The sequence below is a fragment of the Methyloligella halotolerans genome (assembly GCF_001708935.1).
In the GTDB taxonomy this organism is placed as follows: Bacteria; Pseudomonadota; Alphaproteobacteria; order Rhizobiales; family Methyloligellaceae; genus Methyloligella; species Methyloligella halotolerans.
In genome coordinates this window covers 319,876-343,719 of record NZ_MASI01000003.1, presented here as the reverse complement: position 1 = coordinate 343,719, position 23,844 = coordinate 319,876, and the positions used below count along the sequence as shown (strand labels likewise).

Sequence of the window (23,844 nt, the reverse complement as noted above, 5' to 3'; positions counted from 1 at the left end):
CGGGAAGTTGCGAGGATCAATGAGCACGGACCTGGAGCGACGGCTCTCGAACGAACGGTGGTTTCACTCGATCGACATGGGGGACTTCGCCACGAGCGGTAGGTTCAAACCAGGTGAACCCCAAAACGCGACTCTTTACGGCTTCATGGACTTGATCAAAGAGATCGATCTTTCCGGGATGACGGTTCTCGACGTCGGGTGCTCCGATGGCTTGGCCAGCTTTGGAATGCGGGCGCTCGGCGCATCGCAGGTCCATTCAACCAATTCTTTCGGGCGCGAGAAATTCGCCGTGGTGCGGGACGCTCTCGGGCTCGACGGGATTGACTACCACCCCGACCTGCAACTCAAGGATATGGTTGCGCACTTTGGCCGGGGCCAGTTCGACCTCATCCTGTGCGCCGGCGTGATCTACCACATGATCAACCCGGCAAGCGCATTCACCGAATGCCGTAAGCTGCTCAAGGCCGGAGGCTATTCTTTATGGAAACGCCCTATTATCCCGATGAGGAGCGCGCCGCTATCTTTCTCAATTCCGAAACCGAAATGGTCCCCAACGCCAAGACCTATTCGGTGCCTACCTTGGCCGCTCTGATGGGCTATATGAGGCTCTTCAGCTTTGAGGTCATCGCTACTCGGAAACTGACCTCGCCTCACCGTGTGACCCTTCTAGCCAAGGCAGTAAAGCCCGAAGAAGTCAGCGACCGGCCCTACATGGTCGAACGCATTCACGATGTGGATTTCTGTGACTTGGAGTTCCTCCTGAGCCGTGACCTATCGGAAGAGCGAAGCCACATCGTCGCGCCGAGAGCCTCGGACGGGGACATAGACCCGGCAAAATACGAACCTGACTTTCCCTATCATCCGCCGCGCGGCAAGCGCACGGTTGGCACCACGGCATGGACTACTCCTGACGGCAACCGGTGAGCGCGATCAGCACCAGTAGATATCGGCGGTGAAGTCGGGAGGAATGGGCGACATCGCTTCCAATTCATTCGATCTTTCACGAATGACCGCCGCTGCATCCTTTGCCTCTCTGGGAACTGCAGTTCCTCCAGATATCTCCCTGTCGATCATCCAGCGCGGCATCACTGCGGAAATGCGCCGCTGCGCTTCCCCCTTCACAGCTTCTATCATCGCGAGTCGATCAGGTACCCACTCACAGTTGGTAGCGTCCCAGAGGTCATACGGCCCTGGCTTCAACTCCGTCACATCGTCTGGCAACGAGCCTAGCACCGTGATTTCGATGGCCTGGCCAAGGCTGCCGATCAAGTCCCCAGCATCGCTACGGCGTGCCGCGACAAGGTAAACAGTCTTCCCGCGATGATCTTCGACGACCTCCCACTGATCACCATTCCACCGTCTCGCAAAGCCGTCCTCGGACTCGGGAGGCTCCACCGGTGTGAGCGATGCATGGTCGGCCGGAAAGATCTTGTCCGATTCGACGTATTCGTCGGTGTATTCATAGCTTTCCGGGTTGAAGCGATAGTATCGGGTCATGCGCCGAGCCCTCCGTGAACGATGACATACGGGTAAGCGACCGAGATTGGCCGGATCTCCGAGGCGGCGCCGTATTTAGCGTTCGATGCCGACGCCGCGAAGTTGGTGTTTTCCTGGCGACTGCCGCTAGCGCCGATGTCGCCAGCATGACTAGAAGGCCCCGCTTTTGAGAACGCGCCGGTTCCGCCATTAATGGCGACACGGTCCGAACCTTCCTGCAATTGTCCCGTGATATCCGGCGCCCCGTCCGCTTGGATCGCGCCACACAAAAGAGTGCTGCCATCCGCCATGCGGACAAAGCGCTTCGATGATGCAAGATCGGGAACGGTGAAGGTGGTCGACCCATCGCCCGGGCCGTACTCGCCAGCTGTCTTCGTCCCCTGACTGGCGGCCAAATTGCCGCTCGTCTGAATCCATTCCCACCAGGATGGGTAATCCTCGCGATCATACTCGGCGCCATCGGGGAAGACCCCCCACTCGGGTTCCTCATCGCCTGTGAACGGCAGGAGGGCACCGATGAAGCGAGCCGCCAGCGCCTCAATCGCCGCCTGGGCGTTATCCTGCCCCAGCACCTCTTCCGCCAGCGCGATATCCGAGGCGTCATCGTCGGATGGATTGAAGCTGCTGTCGGCCAGATCCTCGATCCGCCCTCGGATGTCGGCTGGACTGATATCGCCGGTCGTATTGTCGGGCAGCAGCGTATTCGCGTCCGAGTTCAGATCGGCGCGGCTCTTAACGGTCATCGCTCGCTCCTGGTGTGATGTCTGGTCTGGGGCGTTGGGAAGGCTTAGGCGGCCGTGACCGTGATGGTCTCGTCGCCGACGTCGAAGCTGTCCCCGTCCTCGATGAGCTTGGGCTCGTCGAAGGCGCCGTGGATCAGCAGATTTCCTGCGCTCGACGCGTCGAAAAGGCCGAAATGGCTGATCGTGCCCCAGTCTGCGCCGGCGGCGGTGAAGAGGAGCTGACCGTCATTGGTCGAGAAGGTCGGGTCGTCTCCGGAGGCGGCATTGAAGTCGATCGCCTGCCGGGCATAGCCGTTGCCGGCCGCCACCTCGTCGCCCGAGTCGTCGTCGGCGGGATCGGAGGTGAAGAGACCCAGATAAACCTGGCCCGGCATGGTGTAGGCGGCGACGCCCAGCACGTGGTCGAGCACCTTCGCTTCGAGATAATCGGACATCTTGGACATCGATCGTTCCTTCCATAAAAAAAGCCGCCTCGAGGGACGGCCGGTGCAGTCGTGTTGATGGCGTTACTTGAAGGCGAGCGGGTCGAACCCGGAGCTGAACCCGGACCCGCCGACCACCTTGCCGGCGATGCCGGTGGCGGTAATGGCGATGGCGGCGGCACCGTCGACGCGCGCGACGCGCCGCGAGACGCCGGTCGCCCCCAGCGTCATGGCTGCCGTTCCCGCCGTCCGCTTGATGCGCGGGCGCCGGCCGTGGCGGCGAATGCAATAGCCGCTTCGCCCGCCGCACGGGCAATGACCTTGGCGATGCCCTCGGCGGTCAGCAAAACGGTGGCTGAAGCCGTCGAGGTGCGAATGCGGTGCGCTTGCGCTTCGGCGGTCAACGAGACCTGCGCCGCACCGGGTGACCGCGCCGTGCGCTGTCCGGTAGCGCTCGTATCTGCGGCCAGATCGACAGAAGCGGGACTGCGCCCGATCCTCCGGCCTTCGCCTCCGGCGTCCAGGCTTCCATCGGCCACCTGCCCCGGTGTGCGGGCGATGCGCCGCGCCTCGCCGGCGACATCCAGGCTTAGCGCTGCCGCGCCGCTTCCGTACCGGATACGCTTGGCCGCACCGGCGGCGTCGATCGCGATCGCCGCGCTGCCGAACCCGGCCTGAATAGCGCGGGCCCCGGCGCGGGCCCCGATGCTGACATCGGCCGTGCCGGGCGTGCGGGCGATGCGCCGCGATGGGCTCGTATCGGCCACCTGAAAGCCAAGGTCGAAGCCGGAGTCGAAACCGCCGCGCCCCGTTGACACCTCGATTCCGGCCGCGCCAGGCGTGCGGGCAATGCGGCGGCCATCCGCATCCGCCTCGGCCTGCAGCGCAGCGCGCGCCAGCGGCTGGACAAGATCGCCGAATGCGGCCAGTCCAGGCAGGCCGGGAATCATGAGCCTGCCCCGAAGTTTCTCCCGGTTCTGAACACGAAGGCGCGCGGCGGGTCGATCGACCGCACAAAGATCGCCAGCAGGGTCTCGGCGGCGGGCTCGTCCGCGATTAGCGGTAGGCGCCCATCCGTCCCCTCATACCCCTCGGCATATGCCAGCGCGTGGCCGCCGTTCGCATCCTGCTTGATCTCGACATAAAAGCTCACGCCCGCATTCGGCACGTTCGTGGGAAAGCCGAGCGTCCGGTCGTCTGCGATCTCGAATGTGTGGAACAAGGCGTCCCCATCGGCCAGGCCGAGCGCCAAGGTTTCCGCATCGGTGCCCTCGTTCGGAATTGCCGCTGCGAGGATTTCGGCTAGCGCCGCTGCTTGGCCCCTGATGTAGATCGGCCCGATCCACTCTCCGGACGTCGCAAGCATGTAGGAGGCCTGCTCGTCCTCAACGAAGACGGTGAAGCCCGTATCTTCGTCGGCGTAGTCATCGAGCCCGGCCGCCGTCTCCACGGTCTGGTTGGGCGCAATCGGGCGGTTGATGAGCTGCCAGATACCGGCAACCTTGGCGTAGAGCTGCTGGGTATAGGGCACGAAGGCGACGTCGTTGTCGCGACCGATATCGGCAGTCGGAATGCCGTCCGTGACGAAGAAGAGCCCCTTACCCGAGATGCGCCCCCAAAGCAGGAGAAACTGCTCCGCAAGGTCTGCGCCGGCGCGCCAAGCAATAAGCTGATAGTTTTCATCCTCCAGCGGGTCGCCGGTCCAGGGCGCCGCAAGCTCGATTTCCAGATCCTGCGGGTGATCCTCTTCGTCGGCGGACTCCGGGTCAGACGCCACGAAGCCGACCAGCACCCATCCGCCGCCGGCGCGCGGCACGACCAGCATCGAATTCTTGCGGGCGACGGTCGAAAAGGCCGTGCCGATGCCGACCACCGTCGCGCTGTCGGTTTCGATCGAGATCGTGCCATCGTCGAAACGGGTTGGAATGCTCATGCGCTACGCGTCCCCTAAGCCCTGTTGACCAGCACGCCGAGATAGCCCGAGCCTTGGTAGCGCCACGTTCCGTTCGGGGCGCCGCCCGACGGAGGGCATGAGACCTGAAGGGTCACCGTGCGACTGCCAGCTGTCGGGATTTGCCCACCTGTCAGCATTCTGAGAAGAGGCAGGGTGACGAACGATCCGTCGCTCTGACCGTCCGTCAGCAGCTCGAAGACCTCGCCCGTACCGCCGACAACCAGCCTGGCGCGGGCGCGGCCGCGCCCTACCGGATCGCTGCCCGGATTGTTCCAGTACACAGTCCCAACCGTCTGTGCGGTCAGCAGTAGCCCCCGAACGCTGCTGTCGATGTCGACTGTGACTGATGCAACGGTTTCGTAAGTCGAGCTTCTGGCTTCGAAGCTTCCGGAGGAGGAGCCCGGATCCGGAAGCGTGCCGACCTTGATCTCGTCGACCGTGATCGTCCGCGCCGCGATCTTGTCGGCACTCACTGCGCGAGCCGCGAGTTTCCCGGCGGTGATCGCGCCGGCGGCGACTTTGTCTGCCGTCACCGCCTGGGCGTTGATCTTGTCCGAGGTGATCGCGTAGGCCTCGATCATCCGGGCCTTGATCAAGTTGTCGGCGACGAGTTCGGCCAGCAGGGTGATGGTCGGCGTGCCGTTCACATTCGAGACGCCAAAGGCGGGTTTCGGGTCGCCGCCTTCCGCATCGGGCTGGGAGACCAGGAAGCGCTCGGCGATGATCTGCGCGACCGTGCCGATCTCTTCGTAGACGTCGAGATAGAGCCCCGCCGAGTTCGCGCCGAACTCCGAGGATTCCGACTTCACCTCCAGGGCGATGCGCGCCAGCACCTCGGATGGCGTCGCCTGGGCGATCAAGCGGAACAGCGCGGCCGCGTCGCCATGCTCGCTCTGGGCAAACACCGCCGTGAACGCCTGAGCCAGCGCGTTCACGTCGTCATCGACCTCCGCGACCAGCAATTGCAGCGCCTTCGCCCGAGAGATCGCTTCGGCCTTTACCTCGATCAGGTTGGAGTCGATGACGGCTCCGGTCACCTGCTGATAGGCTTGGTCTTGGGCGTCCAAGGTGCCGAGCATCTCCAAAAGCGTGATGCTAAGCTGATCAAGGCGCCCTTCGGCCGCCAGCAGGCCACGCGCCAGCGAGGCGCCGGAGGCGATATCGAGCTGCTTGTTGCGCGCCTGGAGCGTGTCGCTCAGATCAACAATATCGATCCCGGCCTCTGGCGTAAGAACGGAGATCCACCCCGTCTTCTCCACCGCATAGCCATTCCGGCTGTAAAAATAGGCGCGCACCTGATAGGTGGTCAGCGCCTCGATCCCCGCCGTGATCATGCGCCCCTGGGACGGCGGATCGTCCGAGCGCACCTCCCAGATATTATCCGGCTCGTCGAACGGCCGCACCTCCATGATCACGCTTTCGAGGTCGGCATTCTCCGGGTCCGTCCAGGTCGCGTAGATCGCCGCGCGGCGGCCGCCGGGTCCGGTCGCGATCACCGCGCCCTCGACGGCGAAGTCCGGCACCTCCTGGGCGGCCGGGAAATCGGTGGTCGGCACGATGACCGGGACCTCGACGAAATCGGTCTCCGCGTCCCACTCGTAATCGTCCGGATCGACCTCGATCACCGAAACGGTGATGTTGAAGTCATGATCGTCCTCGACCGCCTCGATCTCGAAATGCTTGTTGTCGTAACCGTTCGCCGCGCTCGTCCAGGCGATCACGTCGCCGGGCTCCAGCCCCCAATGCTCCGGCCCGAGCGGGATCGTGTGGCGGCGCTCCTGGCGGCTCCGCGCCAGCAGCTGCTTCTGCAGCCGCTGAACGTGAGACACGCTCTGCACCCACGGCACGTCGAGATCGGCGGAGATACGCCGCCCGTCCCGCGCCTCGGCCGCTTCGTCCCGCCGCGGCGGCGCAACCCGCGGCAGCCAGGTGCGGCTGTCGGTAAACTGCGCGGTCAGATAGTTGACGCGCTGCTCCAGCGGTAGGATGGGCCGGAAGACATCCTCCTGGTCCGCGCGCAGATCCCCATCGGTGATGGACGCCACGGGCAGGCCGGGCGGCCCCATATAGATCTTCCAGACGCCGCCATTCTCGACCAGGCGGCCGCCGCAGGCCCGCAGCAGGGATTGCAGCGTCTCGTGCGGCTCGACATTGACGCCGATCTCCGCACCGCCGTGAAACTGCGGCTCGCCGTCGATCTCCAGATCCGCCTCGTTCATGGCGGCGAACCAGTTGTCGAGCGGCAGGGCCGATGCCGGCGTTCCTTCGATGCCGTAGAAGTGGCGCGGGATGCCGTCCGCATCCGCCACCCGGATGCCCCGAAGGATGTTGTAGGCGATCACCGCCAGGTTGGCCGACCATTCATGGGTCGAAAGGTCGTTCCAGCGATGGGAGCCGGAGCCGCCGGCCACGGTGGAATCCTTGCGCGGATCGTAGAGCTTCGCGCCGTCCACCACGAAGCGCCAAGGGAGCGGCCCGTAGATCTTCTCCGCGTCGTAGACGTAGTGCGCGCGGGCATAAGCGATGCCGCGCCCAACCATGTCGTCGGTCCAGGGCCGGCGCGAATGGCCGAACAGCTTGTCGACCGTGTAGGAATCGGCCTGGGTCTGGTTGCCGGCAAGGAAGCGGATCGACAGCTTGTCGTCATATCCCGCGACCGTCTGGGTCGCGCCCGTGCCCTCCAGGGTCGCGGCCGCCTCTTCGACGAACACTTTGACCAGCCCTTCGCACGGGTGGTCGGCAATCGCGATAATCTCGACCAGGTCGGAGTTGTCGGTCGGGCCGCGCTTTCCGTAGGTCTCGGCGTAGACCCGGGAGCCGGCGGTCACCGCCCGCCCCACGATCAGGCTTTGAGGCACGTCCGCATCGGCGCGGATGTCAAGCTCGACGCCGCCGGGCGTGTCTGTGCGCGTGGACCTGTCGCAGTTGGAGCCGTAATCTTCGGTAGTGGCTTCTCCTTGGGCTTCAGCAGTTGCCCAGCGATATAGCTGGCGCCGTACGCCAGCGCGCTCCCGGCAAGGCTTCCGACGATACCACCGGCGGTGATTGCACTGCCGACGGCGCCGACGGCCGCAATAATCGGCGCGACCAGGAAGGCGGCATGGGCCGGCGCCGTGCTGGCCAGAAGCACGGCGATCGCGAGAACGGCAATGCTGCGCATGCTAACCGACCCGGAACGCCTTGGCCGCATGGGTCAGCGGCACCTGCCCCAGCCCGTTCTTCTCCGTGCGCGCCACGATCATGCCGGCCATCACCACCCCGAGCGTATCGGTTCCGTCTTCATTGATGATCTGCGCCCAATCGCCGGAGCGCGCGGATGCGACCGGGATCTCCGGAAACATGGAGCGCGCCACGTCCGCCATGTCGCTCCAGCCCTCCGTCGTCATGACGCGCTTCGCGCCGAGCGCCGTGCTGTAGCGGCCGCGCAACCTCGCGGCGGGATCTTTGCCGGTGAACGCTTTCGCGCAATCGGCGCACCAGAGCAGGCAGTCGTGCCGTCCCCAGTTGAAGGGCTCCAGCTTGGCCCGCTCATATTCCCCATGGATGACGAGGCGCGGGTTTCGCATCACTTCTTCCGCCCGAAATAGATCGGCTTGCCGCGCTGCGCGGAGGTGTACTTGTAGAAGTCGTCGTTCGGGTCGCGCTGGTGCTGGCTCGCGCTGCTCCTTGTGTCCGTCCGGCTGATGGTCAGGGCGCGCGCATGGCTTTCGCAGGTCAGGGCATTGCCGCCCGTGCCGCCCGCTTCCGGCGTCACGATCTCCGCATCGTCCACGATGCCGACGAAACGGGGGATGAGATCGCCGATCAGCTCATGAGTGCGCGGATCGAAGATGCCCGTATGCAGCTCGATCGGCCGCTGCCCCACCGTCGAGCCGCGCACCAGGGCGTTGGTCTCCGGGTCGAGCCCCGAGAGGGTGACCTTCATCCCCTGGATGCTCATGTCGCTGACGGCCGAGATCGCCTCCGGCTTGATGAGCGCGCCCGAGCCGTAATAGGTCCGCCCGCCGATCTCCACCGAACCCTTGCCCGTCCAGAAGCCCGCCGGCGCAGGTCCGCCAGTGTCCGGGTCGAGCGCGTCGCACCATAGGAAGAGCGCGCGCTTCACCTGTCCGCTGGCCAGGGCCGCGCGCTGCGCCGTCGAAAGGTCGAGCATGGATCAGTCGAGTGTCTGGATGGCTTCGAAGCTGACCGAGGTCAGCGACTTGACGTCGGTCGGGCCGGAAAAGCTGCCCGGAACGATCTTCATCTCGGCATAGGCGCGGTGGAGCCGCACGGGCGTGTCGGCCGTCCAGCCCGGCTGGATATGCGGCCGCACCTCCACGTCCACCTCGCCGGACGCATCGGCCACACCACCGGCCACGATCATGTGTAGCGCCTGAGACGTGCCGTAGGAGAACGACAGGAAGTCGCCAACGGCAAAAGCGAAGGTTTCCGGGAGCGAGCCCAGGCTGAGAACAACGCCGCCTGTGGCACCCTCCAGGCTTGCGAACCCGTCGAACGGATTGCCGCCAACCTCCAGCCCGTCGAACCCGTCCGGGTACGCCTTCGGATACTGGCGGAGATTGTGATAGGCGTAGAACGACTCCAGGCTCCGAAGCGTCATGTACCAGGCCTGCAGCTCCCGCCACTGGTCTTCCGTGCGCGGCGGCGTCGTGAAGCTGGCCCGCCAGAGTGCAGGCCCCAGATCCTTGGAGATGACCTTGCCCGACCGCAGCGGCGTCTGCGCATCCATCGGCTCGATATTGAAGTCGAGCCCGACGAGCTTCAGCGCGTCCGGGATCACCCGCGGGAAGCTGATCGCCATCTAGCCGATCCTCCGGGAACGAGACTCCTTCATGATCGTCACGACCTTCCTGCCCAGGTCGCGATCGCGCTCGTCGAGGATCTGCCGGAAGCGGGATTCGGTCATATCGGAGCCCCGCGCATCGATCGAGGAATGGATGGTCACCCCGCCGACGCCGCGTGCGGCCTCCTGCTGTGGCGTCGTCACCGACACCCGTTCGTTCGGCGAAGCGCGAAACGCGACAAGTTGGCTGTCCGTCCCCCCGGAGCCGCCGACCTTGAACGAACCGCCTTTAGCAAATCCGAAGAGGCCGCCCAGCCCGCTCGACAGCGCACCCCCGAGCGGACCAGTGACGGTCTGCGCGAAGGTGATACGCGCCAGGTCCTGCAGGATCGAGCCGGCGAGCTCCTTGAAATTCACCTTTCCGTTCTCGACAAAGTCGCTGAACGCGCGGTCCATACCGTCGGTGACCGCCTGGGTCGCCTCTTCGATCTGTTGGAATGCCTCGGAGCTGCGCCGGCTGAGTTCGTCGAACTGATCCTGCGCTTGCCCTATTGCCCGCGTGTAGGTGTCCCAATCGATCGCCCCGGCATTCAAAAGACCCTGAAGCCGCTCGAACTCCATACGCAATTGCTCGACCGGCGTGCGAGTTTGCTCGAACACCTGGCGGCCCTCGTCCATTTGACGCTTGAGCGCGGCCGCGGCCTCTGCCGCCCCACCGGCTCCGCTCGACAGATCCTTGAATGCCTTCACAGCCTCATCGTTCAGGATCTTGGCGAAGGCGCCCGCGTCGTCACCGAGGCCCGCGAAAATGTTCAGCCCTTCGATCTTCTTTTTGAAGTCGTCCCACACACCGCTGAAATAGGCCACGCCGGCGGCGGCACCCAGAACGGCAGCAGCAATCAGCGCCCATTTGGACCGGAAGATCGTAAGAGCATCCAGAACCTTACCGGCGGCGATCAGCTTCGTCAGGGCCGTGAGGGGGCCAATAACTGAGGAGACAACCCGGAAGAACCCGCCGAATACGAACAGCAGCGGCCCCGTTGCCGCTGCGAGTGCGGCCATGGCGATCACGACATTCTGGATCGAGGGATCAAGCGCGCTGAACCTATCGACGAGGAGTTGCAGCGCGCCCAATGCAGGGCCGCCGACTTCCGCCATGAACCGCTGGAAGATGGGCAAAAGTGTATTGCCGAGTTTGGTGGCCGCTTCCTCGAACTTCGAGCCGAGTACACGCATCATGTTCGCCGGACTATCCAGCGTCCGCGCCAAATCGCCCTGCGCATTCGACGTTTGATCGAGGATCGTGATGTAGCGGCCGAGGATCTTCTGCTGCTCTGTCAGCTTTTCATTGCCCTGGATGAGCCCCATCCGCATCAGCGTCATCTTGACGTTGGTTTCGCTGACGCTGACACCAAGCCGCCGCAGCGGCTCGATCTCACCGGAGATGCCGGACTGCAGCTTCTGGAAGGCATCGTCGGGGGAGAGATTGAAGAACGAAGCCAAGTCGCCCGTGAGCTGCGCCAGGCCCTTTGACATATCGAAAGCGGCCGCGCGGCTGATACCCATAGCCGTGGTCATTTGGAAGAACGTCGCGATCGTCTTCCGGGTCTCGTATGGGTTGAGCCCCACGGCTTTGCCGAGCTGTTCCGAAAAGTCGCGCGCCCGGTCGGCCATATCGCCCATGGCCACCGCGAACAGGTTTTCGCTCTCCGTGGCATCCGAGGCGAGTTTGATCAGCCCTGCGCTCGCCGCCACGATCGGAAGCGTAAGGGAGAGACTCAGATTCCGGCCCGTGTCCTGCAGGGATTTGCCGACGCGCTGGAGGCTCTTGCGCGCGCTCCTTAGCCCGTCTTCGAACTGGGCGCTGTTGAGTGCGAGATTGACGCGCAGCGCGCCGATTACGCTTCCCGTCATTAGCCTCTCCCGCTCAACGCTACCGCCCACATTTGGGCGACCGAAATCTGCTCTTCCATCGACTGCATTGGCCGCGAGCGCGGTTCAGCGTCGTGCAAGAGGGACTTGAGCTTCACGAACTGTGTGGACTTCTGAGGCGCGTAAGCAGTCAGCCAGGCCGTGTGCCAGGCCAGCCACGCCCGTTCGTTATACTGGTCGGCCAGGCGTTCGACGTACCCGTCGAGAATGTTCTGGGTCTCTCGGGGCGTGAGCTTCCAGAAAAGCTCCGGATCCTGACCGGCCCGCACCCATGACCGTTGCAGCGAAAGCGGATCTAAGCCTTCGCCGCCTTCGGAGGGTTTTCCTTTGCGCCGGCCTTCTGTTCCGGCATGGCAAGCTGGAAGGCTTCGCCGATGGCAGCGGCTGTGGCTTCAAGGCCGGCCGCGGATGCGACGTCGCCGGCATCCTCGAGGCCCATCTCCTTGTGATGGTCTCGCAGACCCGCCCACACGAGAGTGCGAAGTCGCCGCATATCCAGATCCCCACTGCCGAACGAGTCGATGATCGCGGCGATCGATTGATCCAACGCATCCTCCAGCTCGCAGAGGGCATTGTGGGAGAACGAAAGCGTGTAGGTGGTGTCGCCTGCCTTGAGTGGGACACCACCACGATGCGGATTTGCCATGAAAGCCTCCCGGTTACGCGGCCGCAATCACGGCAGGCGTCGCGGCGCTCTCGGACGCCTGGCTGCCGACGGCATTGGTGGCGGTAATCTCCACGGTCAGTACGGCGTCCACATCGCCCACCACGGGGGTGTATGTCTTCTCCGTCGCTCCGGAGATGTCGGAATCGTCGGCCTTCCACTGATAGGCGAAGGTCGGCGCCCCGGTCCAAATCCCTTCGATGGCAGTGAGCTTGTTGTCGACCTGCGCAACGCCGGAAATGGCGGGCAGGATCAAATTGGCCGGAGCGGCGGCCGGAGTCAGAACGCGCATGGACGAGCAGCGAACGCTGACATCGGCGGCGAGTTTGCCTTCGTTCGGCGCGGTAGGCGCGAAACTGGCAAAGTGCCCCTTCCACGTCCACACCACCCCATTGGGATATGTGACGCGGTGCATCAGCTTCTTCCGCTGAACCTTCCAGCCGACGATCTTGACCTCAGTCGGATTACCGGGAATCCAATTGATGCCGAAGCTCATGGAGCCTGGATCGATGAGGGTGGGGATAAATTCCCGCGTGGAGTCCGGCGACTGGGTATGCGTGACCTCTTCCTCGCCAACGCTCATCTCGGGCGGCGTGATATCCACCGTCTCGCCGACTGTAAACCAGGTGTCACCGTCGTCTTCCGACACCTCGTAGAGGTTTCCATAGCCAATCAAGGCTTCCGACTCTGCCATCTCTATGTCTCCTGATGATGAACTATGATGTCGATCGAGACGCGGAACATGCGATTGACCTCTTCGGCATCGGCGGCCGGGAAGTCGCGTTCGCTATCGATGAAGACGCCCAGCAGCGCGCCGCTGCGAACGCCGGACAGCGCCGACCGCACCGCGCGCGCCGTGGTCTTTGCGGACCCGTAGGTCTCGCCGTAGCAGTCGATCTGAACCCGGCTTTCGACGTAACCGGACGGCCCTTGTGAGTTGTAGTCCCGATTACCGGTGATGCCGTTGAGCACCACATAGGGCGCCGCCGTCCCTTGCGGCGCGCGCACCCAATACCGCTCGCCTCCGGCCACATCAGCGAGCAGAGCCGTCAGCGCCTCTTCCATCGGCTCAGCCCTTTTTCCTGATCCGCTCGGCCGCTTTCTTTATCTCGCTGGCGAGCAGGGTCTTGATCGACCGCAGGATTCCCATCTTATTGCGATCCCAGGCCGGGCGGGCGAAGGGCTGCGGCGGTTGGTCCTTGGTGCCGAACTCCTGCAGATGGGCTTGCGGCAGTGCGCCTGCGCCCACATAGAATTCGGCCGTCGCCTTGTCCTCCCGCGCCGTGGCGCGCTTCTGAATGCGCTTCTGTCGAGCACTCAGTTTCGTGCTAGCGGCAACGCTCTCTTTAAGCTCGCCGGCGGCCACCGGAGCTCCCGCCTCCATCTCCGCCGCCAGAGGTTCGCTCGCCTTCTTGAGCACGCGTCGAAGCACCGCCTTTCCGGTTCGCTTCGGCAATTCGCCCAACGCACGATCCAGTTCCCGCAGACCTTCGACCCGAACGGTCTGACGAGCCATCAATCAGCCTCGCGCACGGCGGTGATCTCCAGATAGCGGCCGCGCCCGTGACGGGTCTCTTTGATGCCGGTGATATTCCAGACCCAGCCGTCATGGCGGATACGATCCTTGGCGGTGACACCGCGCGTTCCACTATCGGACCGCACCGTGAAGCGGCTCATCACGGTTGCGCCGACTTGATCGGCCGCCGCTTTCTCGGTGTCGCGCACATCCTCCCGTCCCGCCCAACGGGTGACCAGCGTGCTCCACGGCTTCTCGGTCTCGTTGAAGCCGTTCGCCACGCCTTCGCCGGCCCGCTCGATCGTGATCCGGCGGTCGAGTGCGCCGCGCCGGTCTCCCTCACAGGCCCACTCGACGATAAGGTGCGATCAGCGCATCCACTGCGAGAGGCGCCGCACCAAGAGACACATCCGTCACCGCCTCGCGGTGCTCGTAGAGGTGCCCGACCATCAGGAGGATGGCGGACTTGAGCGGCGCGGGAACCTCCGCCACTTCATCGCCGGCGACATACTTCACCGAGACAGCATCCCGCCGCGCATAGATCGAAGGCCAGGACTGATCGGGCTGGAGGTCGAGGTAGGGCCCACGCGCATCGGTGAAAAGCTGATAGACCGTATCGGCCAGCGTTTGCTCTTCGTTGTTACCGTCGAAATAGGTCACGCTCGTAACCGACGTCACGGGACCGACCAGAAGTCGCAGGCAGCCGAAGCCCGCAAAGCGCTGCTCCCAGCTCTGCGTGACCAGAGCCCGCCCGACGATGCCCGTGTAGCCGTCGAAATACTGGGTCGCCGAGGCGATCAGCGCACCGATCAGCGTGTCGTCGTCATTGTGATCGACACGGCAATGCGCCTTCGCCTCGGCAAGCGTGACGGGCGCCGCATCCGGCGCCGTGATGCGGACAGGCGCGAGCATGACCTACTGGTCGCCGCCTTCGCCAGTCGCCTCGTTGCCGGCGCCTTCGCCGGCCTTGAGATCGGTGTCCGCCTTGTTCTTCGGCGCCGACTTCAAGGCTTTGTTCTTCGGCGCGGACGGCTCCGCCTTCCCGCCGGTCTTCGAAAGCACGCCACCCTTCACGAGATGCGCGACCGTGCTCTCGTTCGCCTCTCGGATGTCGCCGACCTTGTAGGAGCGATCTCCGATGTGCTCTCGTTCCACGCGGAATTTCATGATCGCTGCTCCTATGCTGCCGCCGCGACGTTCGCGGTCGGATCGCTCGTTTCAGCCGCGGTGCCGCTCCAATTCGCGGCGGTCACCGTGACGGTGAGAGGTGAGCCGACATCGTCTTCGATGGGCTCATAGGTGTTCGCCGTGGCGCCGCTGATCGGCTCGCCGTCGCGATTCCACTGATAGGAGAGCGAAGGGGCCGGCCGTCCCGTCCATGTCCCGGCGGAGGCCGTCAGCTCTTCGCCCACCTGGGCGGTCCCGGTGACCTCGGGCGCTGCACTGTTCTCCGGTGCCAATGGCGTGCCGCCGTTAGCGCCAACGAAACCCGCCATGCTGCGCTTGCGCTGCTTTGCCGTCTTGGCCATCGCCGCAGATCCTCGTGAGATGGTGGAAATGTGGGAGGGAGGCCGTTCGCCACCCTCCCCATGTGGTTGATGAGGCCCGCAGCGGCCTAGCTCTCGTAGCCGAGATCGCCGTAGATGAAGGCTTCCGGCCGATAGACCGCCAGCGCCAGACGCTCTTCACAGAGGATCGTCACGAGGTTCTTGGTGAAGTCGTCATTGACGTAGCCAGTCTCGATCCGGCTATCCCAACGATCGAACACCTGGGCGCCGAGGCGGAACGCGCCGACCAGGAACTTGTCGGACGTGATCGCCTGGGTCTCGACCACCGGCAAGCGCCACAAGGTCGGAGAGATGCCGCCCTGGGGATCGCCGATGATGTAGTTGCCGCCGGCGTCCTTGGTGAGCTCGACGCGCGCCCAGTCGGTCGGATGCATCACCACACCCGTGGCCGGATACTCGGCCAGCACCGCCTGCAGCATGGCCAGGCGGATCGTGTCGATCGCCGTGGCGTCGTCAGGGGTGAACTCGGCACTGTAAGCGGTCGCCTGCGGGATAATGCCGTGCAGGTTCTGACCTGTGCCGTCGCCGCTCAGCAGCTGCTGCTCCTCCACATAGGCGAGCCCGTAGAGCAGCCGCTGATCGATCATCGATCGGAGCTGAGGGATATCGTCCACGACCTGGCGGCTGGCCTTCATCCAGTGGGCGATGACCTTGGCCGACGTCGAGATCAGATCGAGCTTGATATCGGACGAGGGCTTTGCCGCCCCTTCGGCGACCGGAGCCGCGTTGTTGGTGAAGCCGGTTTCCTGGACATACTCCAGGGTGTTGCCGTCCATCTGACCGGGGCTGATGAGGTCCCGAACAGTCATACGGCGCTGCGGCAAGGGTTGAATGCCCGGCAGCCGCGTGGGTGCGATGGCATCACCAACCGAACCCGCCGAGTCCGTCGTGGCGGAGGTCAGCGTTGCCTTGATTCGCAGATCGGCCTTGCCTTGGGTGGGAGATCCGCCGAGCCAGCCCTTGACGTTCTCGTTCTCGACGAACTGCTCGCCGAAGGTCTTGGGCTTGTCGGCGCTCTTATCGCCGACTCGAGCGAGCTTCTGCTCCATCTGGGAGACCTGCTCGCCGAGCTCGTTCATCTTCACGAGCGCTTCGTCCGACTTCTCCTTGAGAGAGGTCGTCAGCTCCTCCCCGGCCTTGGACTTGCCGAGGGCTTCCTCGGCGAGTCCCTTCACCTCTTCGACGGCTTTCGCGAAGGAACCCTTCACCTCTTCGGCGAGGGCCTTCACGTCGATGCCATTGTCATCGGACTTGTCGAAGGCAATGCGCGGGGCGAACAGCAGGTGCTCAAGCGAGCCGATGCCGCCGCCCGCGACAAAGCGGGTGTGCATTTTCATGTCGATATCCTTTGGACTTGAGAAAGTTCAGCCGGCTTTCTGAAGGATGCTCAGAAACTCTTCGGCCTGGTGGTTCGCCTTCTCGCCCTCGGACTCGCTCCGAATGGCCTTGGCATAACCGACAGAGGCGATCTGCACGGCCATGCTTTTCGGGACCCCTGCCTCCCGCAGGATGTCCTCGAATTCCTTGATCGGCATGGGATCGCCATCGCGTAGCCGCTTGGCGAATTCGTCCATGCGTTCGGACTTGACGGAGTCGATGCGCGCCCGGCGGTTGGCCGGGAATGAGACGACGCTGATCTCCAGAAGGTCCAGCTTCTTGAGCAGGAGAACGCTTCCGTCCGGCTCGGCTTCCAACTCACGATAGCCGATAGACAGACCGCGCACGGCGCCGGCCTTGAGCAGCGCGTAGATCTCGTTGCCGCGAACCGTCTCCATGACGAACCGGCCTTCCGCTTTCAGGCCGTTCTCGTCCTCGGAAACGTTCATCCATACGCCGATCGGCTCGCTGGCATTGTGCTGCCACAGCATGAGCGGCATCGTGCCTTCGCTCTTGTGCCTCGCCAGGCTCTCGGTGAACGCGCCCGGCAGCACCTTCTCGCCATAGGAATCGACGTTGTTGAAGATTGAGCCGTATCCCGTGAAGGTGCCCTTCTCCGATACTTCCTTGACCTGCAGGGCGAAATCCTTGGTCTTCAACATGGCGACTATCCCTCTCTCCCAGGCGGCGGAAGCGCCCGCGTCTCGTCCGACGGATCGGCGTCAATCGGCACGTTCTGCATTTGCATGCGAGGAACGTCGCCACCCTCTACGGGAGGCAGATTCTCAAGTGCACGCACCTCGTTGATCGTCATCGCGCCGATCGCGGTCATCTGCTGATAGAACTTCGCGCGCCCTGCGCTGTCCGCTCGCAGCAACCCTTCGATATTGAACTCGATGGAGATCCCATCGGCCCGGTCGCGAGCGGTGAGAAGCTGCTTTTCGAGCGCCTGCTCGATACGCTTGAGGCGGCGGCGCAGCGTGAACTTCTGGAAGCCGAGCGTCTGCTGCTCCAGTCCCGTGCCCCAGCTCGTCGACTTCTCAGTGTGCCCGATCATGAAAGGGGGCACGCCGAAGAACCGGCAGATTTCCTCGACAGAGAAGCCACGCGATTCCAGCATCTGGGCATCTTCCGGGCTGATCGTGAGCTGGCTCCAGGTGGTTCCTCCCTCCAGGATCAGCGGCCGCCCGGCGTTCATGGCGCCGAGGAATTTCTCGGTGAGGTGGGTTTCGGCAGCCTCTCGCTGTTCCGGGGTCAGGTACTTTTCGAAGGTCAGGACGCCCGAGGGACGCAGGCCGTTGCGGAAGGTCGTGCCGGCCGCCCGATCTACCGCCTGGGCCAGACTGAACACGTTTCGCCCGAATTGAAGTGTCGACATGCCGCCAAGCGGATCGCCACCGAAGCCGCGGATATGAAGCATTTCGGCTTCGATCTCGACATACCGCTGGCCGTCCTTCGTCCAGCTGTATTCGATCGACCCGTTGGCGAGACGGCGAACCGACATGAGTGCGGGCGCCACTGGCACCAAGGCAACCACCTTACTGCCCTGGCGTACCACGCGGGCGTAGGCATTGCCCCAAAGTTCCAGGGACGCGCTGATAAACTCCCAGAAATCGACCGCCGTCTGGTCGTAATTCGGGCTCTCGTGAAGCAGCTTGTAGAGCGGATGCTGTAGCGCCACCTCCCGCCGGTCTCCCTTGGTCTGGTAGACCATCACCGGCAGCGAGGCGGTGGTGCCACAGATCAGGTTGACACAACCCCAAACTGCGGACAGGGCGAGCACGCTCTGATCGGTTACGACCTCGCCGGCTGCGCCTTTCATCGCACTGCTGTACCAGCCATCAGGCTCGCGGACGGTCAGCTGCCGGAGCACTGTCTGCGCCGCTTTTGTGGCGAACCGCTTGAGCGGGTTCATGCGGCACCTGCAAGGCTTTTGAAGTAATCGTTCATGCCGCCTCCCGCGCTTACCGGCCCGCGGCTCATGAGCATGTAGGCGTTGAAGAGCGCGATCAGCGGATCGATCTTCGCCTTGCCAGCAACCTGCTTCGTCACGAGGACGGCGTTGCCCTTCTGCTCTGTCTTCGCGTTGCCGACCACCCAGTCCATCATGGGCTGCGCCGCATGCCGGAAGGTGCCGTCTTTAAGCTTGCGTTCCATGCCCCAAACGGCGCCGGAGAGGCGATAGCCCTGATAGACCGCGCAGACCGGACCGCCATTGGCCTCGGTCTCGATGCCGAGCGCCGCAAGAGCTTCGATCAGGGCGGAGATGGCGCACGGGTCGAGCCCCACGCCGAACTTCTCGGGCAGCAGGCCTGCTTCGTGGATCTTCGCGATGATGGCGGAGATCTCTTCCACGTCCTGGGTGGGTTCTTCGCAGAGCACCAGGTCTCCGCTCTTTTTGAAGTCCTTGAGCTGTTCGGCGATATCCTTGCGCAGATCCAGCACGTCGCTCTGCACCCAGGCCTTGTTCCACGACAGCCAGTCGTGGGTCTCGCCGCAGCGGCCAATCACACCGAGCCCATAGAGATCGTCGAGCCCACCCCCGTCGACGCCGACCGTCACCACCTCGGAGCGATCGAGGATTTCCTCGAGGGTCAGCGTGGCGTCTGCGGCATCAGCCCAATAATCCGCGCCACGCCAACGGTCGCGGCGAAGGCGCGTCCCGATCGGAACGTTGAGGTGCTTCGCGAGGAAGGTCTGCTTGTCCTCTTCACCGTCACCCGTGAGCGTCTTCCGCAGCTCGTCTTCCAGCCATTCCTGGCTGACCGAGCGGCCCAGGTTCGGATTGGTGATGCGGAAATTCGCCGGGTCGAGATAGTCCTCGGCCTCGATCATCGCTTCCGGGAATTCGTAGAGGACACCGAGGCTTTTCGGATCCGTGATCCGTCCGTCCCGCACGTCCCTGAAATATTCCAGCTTCGACTTCCAGACGCCCGCCGGCGGCTCATCGCTGTGCGTCGTGAGGTAGATCACGAAGCCTTCGGGCCGAGACACGAGACCGCCGGTCGCTTCCGCCAGCATCGCCGCGGCGCCGTTGCGCTTGCCGAAAAGCCAGAGCTCGTCGACCAGAACGAAGGCTGCCTTCTTTCCCGACACCGTATCGCTGTCGGCCGCCACGACCTTCAGGAGTGCTCCGGTAGTCCGGTGCGCAATCGTCCGCTTGTGATCCTGAACGTGGAGAAGCTTGGTCAGATCCTCGTCGTAGCGGACCATGCCGGCTGCCGGGCTAAAGCAGTTGTTCGCGACCTCCAGCGTCGGCGCCAGGATCAGCAGCTCGGCAAGATGTCGCCAATTGCGGATCAGCGCCGTGATCATGATCCCGGCGGCGAGGGTCGACTTCGAATTCTTCTTGCTGATCAGCAGGAGGAAATCGCGGATCAGCCGCCGCGCGTTGTCGCTATCGTAAGCGCCGAAGATCGCGGCCACGAAATCGAACACGAAGCGTCGCAGGCTTCGCCGAAGGTGGGCGGCCTGGCGTCTCCCGTCTCCGGATCGCGCACAAAGGGCGCATCGACGATCTTCAGCGACTTGAAGACATCCAACGCGGCTTCGGCTTCGCGTGGGAACAGCGGTTCGATCGGGACTAGCGATCGGCCGCCGACGATTCGCTCCTCCCAGTCCGGGCACGCGGTCGACCACTCCATCCTACTGCATGCGCATCGGAGCGGGCGGCGGCGCGAACTTGCCGGTCACCGAACCGGCGTCCTCGATCTGTTGCTCCTTCTTGCCCAGCTTGCGCTTCGGCTTGGCGGGCTCGCGGACATCGGCGGCAAGCGCCTTCAGGTCGTGAGCGTCGATGATCTTGCCGAGCTCCTTCATCGCACCCACATTCCCGCCGATCGCTGCTTTCCAGAGCCCGAACAGGCGGGAGGCCTTGAGCGCCGGCAGCGCCTCGTCGCGTTGGCGAAGCTCGACAAAATAATGCTTCCGCATCGTGGTCGCGGTGATGCGAAGGGCCTGGGCGATCTGGCGATCCTTCCAGTCCAGCGCAAGCAACAGTCTGATTTTGTTGCGGTTTTCCTCAGTCGGAATATGAGCGGGGCGCCCTCGCTTCCCATGGTTCTCAGGGATCGGGTCGCCGAGCAGGTCCCTATTTTCCAACATGTCAAAAAAAACCTCTGCGTGACAGCACCACCGGTCCGGAGGCCGAGGGGTGCTGAACTTTCACCTACCCCCCTCCCCGCGCTCCCGGCGGGTCAGATGGACGGCCCGATCGCTGTCGAGCCACAGGTCGTCGGCCCCGATGCGCCCCGCATCGAACTCGCGTTCGAGCAGCTGCTTGACCACATCGTGGTGCCACTTGCAGCTCGCCTGCCACCACCGCTGATCCCAGAAGGCATCGGTGCCGCGTGTGTGCGGGATGACGTGATCGGTGAGGGTCGCAGGCTCCACCCGCCCGACCGCCTGGCAGCCGCGGCAGAGAGGATTGGCCCGAAGGAAGCGCTTGCTTGCCCGGTCCCACTTCGAGGTGTAGCCGCGCTCTCTCGCGCTATGGCGTTCGGGAGGGGCGGCCACCGGCTTCGGCGCGCCGCCGAGAAGCGGGGGCGGACCCGACAGCTTGCCCATCGGCCACCCCCGAAATGCGAAAGGCCCTCGCCGTTGCCGGGAGGGCCTTGCTTCGATTCGCTTGGTCCGATACCCGCCGCCCGGAGGCGCAAGTGTCAAACCTGCATTAATGCAGTGCTATGGTGATTCCATAGCGCCGGTCAAGCGGCCCCGCGCCGCCGTCCACGGCGCATGAGCTCGACCAGGGCGCGCAAGCCTTCCAGCGCCGCCAGCCACTCGGCAAAGGTCAGCGGCTCCTCGGCCACGCAAAGCCGGTCCAGCGCCTTCACCGCCTTGTGCCCGCCCGCCTCGAACACCGCATCCTGGTGGGTGCGATAGCGCTTCACGCCCGGCGCACAGCCCGCTCGTTCTCGTTGGCATGGGACCTGGACGCCCCGCCGCCGCCCGCCACGGGGACTTCCAGCATCGCCGTCTTGGCGCTCCCCTTCGGCGCATCCAGCACGAGGCGCCGATACTCCTCGGTCACCTCGGCCCAGCGCAGCCCGGCGTCCCGCTCGTCCGTGGTCACCTCGCCGAGATACCACTTGCGCCCCAGGGGCGTTGCCAGGTGCGGCGACGTCACCACGCCGATCAGCTCCTTGGCCCGGCCGTAGCTCGCCACGCCCCGATCTTCGCCCCGCCGGGGCACCGTCCCATTGGGGTGCCGCCGCGCCCCGTCCTTCCGCTTTCGTCCCGCTCGTGCCATCCCGCATCGTCCTTTCGTCCCGGTCTCCACATCGCCTCGCATCTCAGCATCCCCGCCCCGCCTCAGCCGGTGTCGGCCCAACAGGCGCTTGCGTCCCGCCCTTCTCCGGCGGCGCCTGCTGTCCCGCGCCGTCTCCCTGCCCCGGCTTCCAGCCTCCAGGCTCAGCGCCGCAAGCATCACGCCCAGCCCCGCGCCCCGCTCCCGCATCTCCGCCCGGGTGGCGATCCGCTCCATCACCGGCTCGATCCGCCCCACGGCTTGCGCATAATCGCCAGGCTTCAGATGCGCCCGCAGCGCCGCATCCCAGCGCTCGCAGGCCGCCTCCCTCGCCACCTCGGCGCTCGAAGGGCGATACCCGCCTCCCGGCTTGGGGCGATATCTGGGAGGCCTCATGGCCCGCTCCTCTCTGCCCGCCTGTAGCCTCTCCACCGGCTCCGCGGCCTCCCGCTTCCCGCCGGGGATCGGCAGCATCATGTGCCGCTGTCGTGGTGGTTGCTGGCTGGGCGCCTCGTCCCGCCCCGGCGGCGGCGAATGGCTTCGCGACGGTGCAACAGGTGACACCGTGCCTCCCCAGGTTTCCTTCCTAGGTTCCTTAAGAGGTTTGGGTGCCAATCCTGGCACCGTCTGAGTGCCACATCTGGCACCCTCAAGGTGCCGATCCTGGCACCCTTGATCCCGGCACCCGGCATCGCCCGTCAGCGCGCCCCACTGCACCCCATAGGCATTCCGGTGCGAGACGCCGCCGTGCCGCGCCCGCACGATCAGGCCGAAGCGCTCCAGCTCGGCCAAAGCGCGGAAGACGGAGCGGCGCGAAAGCCCCGTCCGGCTCATGATGCGCTCGATGCCGGGATCGCATTGCCCGGTGGCCCGGTTGTGATGGTCGATCAGCACGGCCCCCACAGCCTTCGCCGCCGCGCTCAGCCCCGGATGGGTACAGACGGCGTAATAGGCTTGCGCCTTGTTGATGCCGCCTTCGTCGGCCGGCGCCGCCGCCGGCCTAGCCCGCATCGCCGGAGAGGCCGGCCGATAGAGATCCCGCGCCGCCTCAGCCATGCTCACCCCGATATCGTTCACGAAGCGCGCCGTAAGGCGCCTTGGTCGAGCGCGTGCGCCAGAGCGCCCGCTCCAGGCGTTCCCGGCCGCCGCGGCCCGGCTGGGGCCGCACCACCGGCACGGCAGGCGCCGCAGGCTCGCCGGTCGTCACGTCGACATTCCAGCAGCCGAAGAGGAGGCTTGTGTCCGTCAAGCCGCCTCCCGTCCCGCCTTCAGGCGATCGATGTTCTGGCGGTGCACGGTGAAGGTGATGGCGACCACCCAAGGGTTGCTCTCCCAAGGCGCGCGCTTGGCGTTGAGGGAGTCCCAGAGGTCGCGGTACTGCTCTTGAGGCGACGGGTCCCACTCATCCGGAAAGTCGGGGTTCGGCCCCAGCACGCCGGGGCAACCCTCCGCAATCGCGTCAGCCTCGCTGATGCGCTGCAGCCGCTGCACCCGAACCTCCGTCACCTTCAGGGTGAGGCGGGACGCCCAGCGCGGCATATGGATTGAGGGATGTTTCGTGAAGTATTCGCCCCAAGGGAGGAACTGCCACACGCCCCTGGCCTCGTGGTCGGCAACCTCCCCATTCCAATCAGGAGGCGGGCCGAACCACCAACTGCCGGGTTCAGCATCGCCCTCGTGCGGCTCGAAGATGCCGGTCCGTTGATCGCGTGGCGGGCCGAAGCATTCCGGGGTCGCGACGTAATCGATCTCGCTCCCCTCTGGACCGCAGTCGAGGCATGGGCCGCAGTCGATCGTCGAGTAGCCGTCGCTATCGGTGTCGTGCTTCGACCAGAAGGTTTCCCGCACCCAGATCAGATCGCCGGGGGCGTAGGGGAGGTCATCATCGCATCCGTCGTGCCACGACTTCCGCCAATCCACGTCGGCATAAACCCTGGTCTTGCGTCCAGTAAGAAACAGGGGCTGCGGCTTCAAAAGCCGCCGCGTCTGCGTCTTCCGACCCTCCAGCAAGGCGCGCACCATGGCGCCGGAAAACAGCATCGGCTTATCGGTCATCATGCCGCCTCCCGTCCCGCCTTCAGGCGATCGATGTTCTGGCGGTGCACGGCGCAGCTCAGCGCCACCCCCCACGGGTCGC

The 23,844-nt window shown here is 64.6% G+C and carries 31 protein-coding genes and 1 pseudogene; 2 read left to right on the top strand and 30 right to left on the bottom strand.

Annotation, left to right across the window (positions count from 1 at the left end; all coding sequences use genetic code 11):
- Nucleotides 1-19 precede the first annotated feature (19 nt).
- Together A7A08_RS08180 and A7A08_RS08175 are read left to right on the top strand one after the other, a co-directional pair.
- Complete coding sequence (locus A7A08_RS08180) at nt 20-592, top strand: class I SAM-dependent methyltransferase (protein WP_069095008.1); 573 nt, start codon at nt 20-22, stop codon at nt 590-592.
- On the top strand, nt 580-924 hold the full coding sequence (locus A7A08_RS08175) for a hypothetical protein (protein ID WP_169822963.1): 345 nt from the start codon (nt 580-582) through the stop codon (nt 922-924). Before A7A08_RS08180 ends, A7A08_RS08175 begins: the two co-directional genes overlap by 13 nt.
- Nucleotides 925-930: 6 nt before the next feature.
- Here A7A08_RS08175 and A7A08_RS08170 read toward each other — a convergent pair whose 3' ends face one another.
- From A7A08_RS08170 to A7A08_RS08025, 30 genes and pseudogenes are all read right to left on the bottom strand, one after another.
- Nucleotides 931-1,497 carry a hypothetical protein gene (locus A7A08_RS08170; protein ID WP_069095006.1) on the bottom strand — a complete coding sequence of 189 codons (567 nt, stop codon included), beginning with the start codon at nt 1,495-1,497 and terminating at the stop codon, nt 931-933.
- A complete protein-coding gene (locus tag A7A08_RS08165; protein WP_069095005.1) occupies nt 1,494-2,240 on the bottom strand; it encodes a phage tail protein in 747 nt (248 codons plus the stop codon). Before A7A08_RS08165 ends, A7A08_RS08170 begins: the two co-directional genes overlap by 4 nt.
- Nucleotides 2,241-2,284: 44 nt before the next feature.
- Nucleotides 2,285-2,683 carry a phage tail fiber protein gene (locus A7A08_RS08160; RefSeq protein WP_069095004.1) on the bottom strand — a complete coding sequence of 133 codons (399 nt, stop codon included), beginning with the start codon at nt 2,681-2,683 and terminating at the stop codon, nt 2,285-2,287.
- 63 nt (nt 2,684-2,746) lie between these two features.
- Nucleotides 2,747-2,893 carry a hypothetical protein gene (locus A7A08_RS16265; protein ID WP_169822962.1) on the bottom strand — a complete coding sequence of 49 codons (147 nt, stop codon included), beginning with the start codon at nt 2,891-2,893 and terminating at the stop codon, nt 2,747-2,749.
- Nucleotides 2,890-3,612: a hypothetical protein gene (locus tag A7A08_RS08155; RefSeq protein WP_069095003.1), complete on the bottom strand. Its 723-nt coding sequence runs from the start codon at nt 3,610-3,612 to the stop codon at nt 2,890-2,892. The genes A7A08_RS16265 and A7A08_RS08155 overlap by 4 nt, the downstream gene beginning before the upstream one ends.
- Nucleotides 3,609-4,595: a hypothetical protein gene (locus tag A7A08_RS08150; RefSeq protein WP_069095002.1), complete on the bottom strand. Its 987-nt coding sequence runs from the start codon at nt 4,593-4,595 to the stop codon at nt 3,609-3,611. The genes A7A08_RS08155 and A7A08_RS08150 overlap by 4 nt, the downstream gene beginning before the upstream one ends.
- Nucleotides 4,596-4,609: 14 nt before the next feature.
- Entirely contained in the window at nt 4,610-7,474 is a 2,865-nt protein-coding gene (locus tag A7A08_RS08145) for a phage tail protein (protein ID WP_069095001.1), read from the bottom strand.
- Nucleotides 7,459-7,776: a hypothetical protein gene (locus tag A7A08_RS08140; RefSeq protein ID WP_069095000.1), complete on the bottom strand. Its 318-nt coding sequence runs from the start codon at nt 7,774-7,776 to the stop codon at nt 7,459-7,461. Before A7A08_RS08140 ends, A7A08_RS08145 begins: the two co-directional genes overlap by 16 nt.
- Before the next feature lies 1 nt (nt 7,777).
- The gene (locus A7A08_RS08135) at nt 7,778-8,182 is read right to left on the bottom strand and encodes a DUF6950 family protein (RefSeq protein ID WP_069094999.1); all 405 of its coding nucleotides are present in this window, start codon (nt 8,180-8,182) and stop codon (nt 7,778-7,780) included.
- Nucleotides 8,182-8,769, bottom strand: coding sequence for a hypothetical protein (locus A7A08_RS08130; protein ID WP_069094998.1), 588 nt, complete (start codon nt 8,767-8,769; stop codon nt 8,182-8,184). The genes A7A08_RS08135 and A7A08_RS08130 overlap by 1 nt, the downstream gene beginning before the upstream one ends.
- Before the next feature lie 3 nt (nt 8,770-8,772).
- Nucleotides 8,773-9,420 (bottom strand): hypothetical protein, encoded by a 648-nt coding sequence (locus A7A08_RS08125; RefSeq protein ID WP_069094997.1) that lies wholly within the window; start codon nt 9,418-9,420, stop codon nt 8,773-8,775.
- Complete coding sequence (locus tag A7A08_RS08120; RefSeq protein ID WP_169822961.1) at nt 9,421-11,157, bottom strand: phage tail tape measure C-terminal domain-containing protein; 1,737 nt, start codon at nt 11,155-11,157, stop codon at nt 9,421-9,423.
- Nucleotides 11,158-11,629: 472 nt separating this feature from the next.
- The gene (locus tag A7A08_RS08110) at nt 11,630-11,980 is read right to left on the bottom strand and encodes a GTA-gp10 family protein (protein ID WP_069094994.1); all 351 of its coding nucleotides are present in this window, start codon (nt 11,978-11,980) and stop codon (nt 11,630-11,632) included.
- A gap of 13 nt (nt 11,981-11,993) precedes the next feature.
- Nucleotides 11,994-12,692 carry a phage tail tube protein gene (locus tag A7A08_RS08105; protein WP_069094993.1) on the bottom strand — a complete coding sequence of 233 codons (699 nt, stop codon included), beginning with the start codon at nt 12,690-12,692 and terminating at the stop codon, nt 11,994-11,996.
- A gap of 2 nt (nt 12,693-12,694) precedes the next feature.
- Nucleotides 12,695-13,063, bottom strand: coding sequence for a tail completion protein gp17 (gene gp17, locus A7A08_RS08100; protein WP_069094992.1), 369 nt, complete (start codon nt 13,061-13,063; stop codon nt 12,695-12,697).
- A 4-nt stretch (nt 13,064-13,067) separates the two neighbouring features.
- On the bottom strand, nt 13,068-13,514 hold the full coding sequence (locus A7A08_RS08095; RefSeq protein WP_069094991.1) for an HK97-gp10 family putative phage morphogenesis protein: 447 nt from the start codon (nt 13,512-13,514) through the stop codon (nt 13,068-13,070).
- Nucleotides 13,514-13,873: a head-tail adaptor protein gene (locus tag A7A08_RS08090; protein WP_069094990.1), complete on the bottom strand. Its 360-nt coding sequence runs from the start codon at nt 13,871-13,873 to the stop codon at nt 13,514-13,516. The genes A7A08_RS08095 and A7A08_RS08090 overlap by 1 nt, the downstream gene beginning before the upstream one ends.
- Nucleotides 13,854-14,426: a head-tail connector protein gene (locus A7A08_RS08085; protein WP_069094989.1), complete on the bottom strand. Its 573-nt coding sequence runs from the start codon at nt 14,424-14,426 to the stop codon at nt 13,854-13,856. Before A7A08_RS08085 ends, A7A08_RS08090 begins: the two co-directional genes overlap by 20 nt.
- Before the next feature lie 3 nt (nt 14,427-14,429).
- Nucleotides 14,430-14,681 carry a hypothetical protein gene (locus A7A08_RS08080; RefSeq protein ID WP_069094988.1) on the bottom strand — a complete coding sequence of 84 codons (252 nt, stop codon included), beginning with the start codon at nt 14,679-14,681 and terminating at the stop codon, nt 14,430-14,432.
- Nucleotides 14,682-14,692: 11 nt separating this feature from the next.
- Nucleotides 14,693-15,043, bottom strand: coding sequence for a hypothetical protein (locus A7A08_RS08075; RefSeq protein ID WP_069094987.1), 351 nt, complete (start codon nt 15,041-15,043; stop codon nt 14,693-14,695).
- Between the two features lie 86 nt (nt 15,044-15,129).
- Nucleotides 15,130-16,419, bottom strand: a complete 1,290-nt coding sequence (locus tag A7A08_RS08070; RefSeq protein ID WP_083226574.1) for a phage major capsid protein — start codon at nt 16,417-16,419, stop codon at nt 15,130-15,132.
- 27 nt (nt 16,420-16,446) lie between these two features.
- A complete protein-coding gene (locus tag A7A08_RS08065; protein ID WP_069094986.1) occupies nt 16,447-17,121 on the bottom strand; it encodes an HK97 family phage prohead protease in 675 nt (224 codons plus the stop codon).
- Nucleotides 17,122-17,126: 5 nt separating this feature from the next.
- Nucleotides 17,127-18,374 carry a phage portal protein gene (locus A7A08_RS08060; RefSeq protein ID WP_069094985.1) on the bottom strand — a complete coding sequence of 416 codons (1,248 nt, stop codon included), beginning with the start codon at nt 18,372-18,374 and terminating at the stop codon, nt 17,127-17,129.
- Nucleotides 18,371-20,103: pseudogene (locus A7A08_RS08055) on the bottom strand (terminase large subunit). The gene A7A08_RS08060 and the pseudogene A7A08_RS08055 overlap by 4 nt, the downstream one beginning before the upstream one ends.
- Before the next feature lies 1 nt (nt 20,104).
- A complete protein-coding gene (locus A7A08_RS08050) occupies nt 20,105-20,455 on the bottom strand; it encodes a hypothetical protein (RefSeq protein WP_141693908.1) in 351 nt (116 codons plus the stop codon).
- A 168-nt stretch (nt 20,456-20,623) separates the two neighbouring features.
- On the bottom strand, nt 20,624-21,025 hold the full coding sequence (locus A7A08_RS08045; RefSeq protein WP_245290847.1) for an HNH endonuclease: 402 nt from the start codon (nt 21,023-21,025) through the stop codon (nt 20,624-20,626).
- 140 nt (nt 21,026-21,165) lie between these two features.
- Nucleotides 21,166-21,351: a hypothetical protein gene (locus A7A08_RS08040; RefSeq protein WP_069094983.1), complete on the bottom strand. Its 186-nt coding sequence runs from the start codon at nt 21,349-21,351 to the stop codon at nt 21,166-21,168.
- Nucleotides 21,348-22,784: a helix-turn-helix domain-containing protein gene (locus tag A7A08_RS08035; RefSeq protein WP_141693907.1), complete on the bottom strand. Its 1,437-nt coding sequence runs from the start codon at nt 22,782-22,784 to the stop codon at nt 21,348-21,350. The genes A7A08_RS08040 and A7A08_RS08035 overlap by 4 nt, the downstream gene beginning before the upstream one ends.
- Entirely contained in the window at nt 22,756-22,956 is a 201-nt protein-coding gene (locus tag A7A08_RS08030; protein ID WP_069094981.1) for a hypothetical protein, read from the bottom strand. The genes A7A08_RS08035 and A7A08_RS08030 overlap by 29 nt, the downstream gene beginning before the upstream one ends.
- Nucleotides 22,953-23,765 carry a hypothetical protein gene (locus tag A7A08_RS08025; RefSeq protein ID WP_069094980.1) on the bottom strand — a complete coding sequence of 271 codons (813 nt, stop codon included), beginning with the start codon at nt 23,763-23,765 and terminating at the stop codon, nt 22,953-22,955. The genes A7A08_RS08030 and A7A08_RS08025 overlap by 4 nt, the downstream gene beginning before the upstream one ends.
- Nucleotides 23,766-23,844 lie beyond the last annotated feature (79 nt).

Excerpts from the sequence above, each read along its gene's own strand:
- A7A08_RS08135 (WP_069094999.1), bottom strand. The coding sequence starts at position 8,182 with ATGCGAAACCCGCGCCTCGTCATCCATGGGGAATATGAGCGGGCCAAG.
- A7A08_RS08180 (WP_069095008.1), top strand. The coding sequence starts at position 20 with ATGAGCACGGACCTGGAGCGACGGCTCTCGAACGAACGGTGGTTTCAC.
- A7A08_RS08075 (WP_069094987.1), bottom strand. The coding sequence starts at position 15,043 with ATGGCCAAGACGGCAAAGCAGCGCAAGCGCAGCATGGCGGGTTTCGTT.
- gp17 (WP_069094992.1), bottom strand. The coding sequence starts at position 13,063 with ATGGAAGAGGCGCTGACGGCTCTGCTCGCTGATGTGGCCGGAGGCGAG.
- A7A08_RS08085 (WP_069094989.1), bottom strand. The coding sequence starts at position 14,426 with ATGCTCGCGCCTGTCCGCATCACGGCGCCGGATGCGGCGCCCGTCACG.
- A7A08_RS08105 (WP_069094993.1), bottom strand. The coding sequence starts at position 12,692 with ATGGCAGAGTCGGAAGCCTTGATTGGCTATGGAAACCTCTACGAGGTG.
- A7A08_RS08140 (WP_069095000.1), bottom strand. The coding sequence starts at position 7,776 with ATGCGCAGCATTGCCGTTCTCGCGATCGCCGTGCTTCTGGCCAGCACG.
- A7A08_RS08130 (WP_069094998.1), bottom strand. The coding sequence starts at position 8,769 with ATGCTCGACCTTTCGACGGCGCAGCGCGCGGCCCTGGCCAGCGGACAG.
- A7A08_RS08125 (WP_069094997.1), bottom strand. The coding sequence starts at position 9,420 with ATGGCGATCAGCTTCCCGCGGGTGATCCCGGACGCGCTGAAGCTCGTC.
- A7A08_RS08045 (WP_245290847.1), bottom strand. The coding sequence starts at position 21,025 with ATGGGCAAGCTGTCGGGTCCGCCCCCGCTTCTCGGCGGCGCGCCGAAG.
- A7A08_RS08110 (WP_069094994.1), bottom strand. The coding sequence starts at position 11,980 with ATGGCAAATCCGCATCGTGGTGGTGTCCCACTCAAGGCAGGCGACACC.
- A7A08_RS08165 (WP_069095005.1), bottom strand. The coding sequence starts at position 2,240 with ATGACCGTTAAGAGCCGCGCCGATCTGAACTCGGACGCGAATACGCTG.
- A7A08_RS08150 (WP_069095002.1), bottom strand. The coding sequence starts at position 4,595 with ATGAGCATTCCAACCCGTTTCGACGATGGCACGATCTCGATCGAAACC.
- A7A08_RS08095 (WP_069094991.1), bottom strand. The coding sequence starts at position 13,514 with ATGGCTCGTCAGACCGTTCGGGTCGAAGGTCTGCGGGAACTGGATCGT.
- A7A08_RS08160 (WP_069095004.1), bottom strand. The coding sequence starts at position 2,683 with ATGTCCAAGATGTCCGATTATCTCGAAGCGAAGGTGCTCGACCACGTG.
- A7A08_RS08060 (WP_069094985.1), bottom strand. The coding sequence starts at position 18,374 with ATGAACCCGCTCAAGCGGTTCGCCACAAAAGCGGCGCAGACAGTGCTC.
- A7A08_RS08070 (WP_083226574.1), bottom strand. The coding sequence starts at position 16,419 with ATGAAAATGCACACCCGCTTTGTCGCGGGCGGCGGCATCGGCTCGCTT.
- A7A08_RS08065 (WP_069094986.1), bottom strand. The coding sequence starts at position 17,121 with ATGTTGAAGACCAAGGATTTCGCCCTGCAGGTCAAGGAAGTATCGGAG.
- A7A08_RS08155 (WP_069095003.1), bottom strand. The coding sequence starts at position 3,612 with ATGATTCCCGGCCTGCCTGGACTGGCCGCATTCGGCGATCTTGTCCAG.
- A7A08_RS16265 (WP_169822962.1), bottom strand. The coding sequence starts at position 2,893 with ATGACGCTGGGGGCGACCGGCGTCTCGCGGCGCGTCGCGCGCGTCGAC.
- A7A08_RS08080 (WP_069094988.1), bottom strand. The coding sequence starts at position 14,681 with ATGAAATTCCGCGTGGAACGAGAGCACATCGGAGATCGCTCCTACAAG.
- A7A08_RS08170 (WP_069095006.1), bottom strand. The coding sequence starts at position 1,497 with ATGACCCGATACTATCGCTTCAACCCGGAAAGCTATGAATACACCGAC.
- A7A08_RS08025 (WP_069094980.1), bottom strand. The coding sequence starts at position 23,765 with ATGATGACCGATAAGCCGATGCTGTTTTCCGGCGCCATGGTGCGCGCC.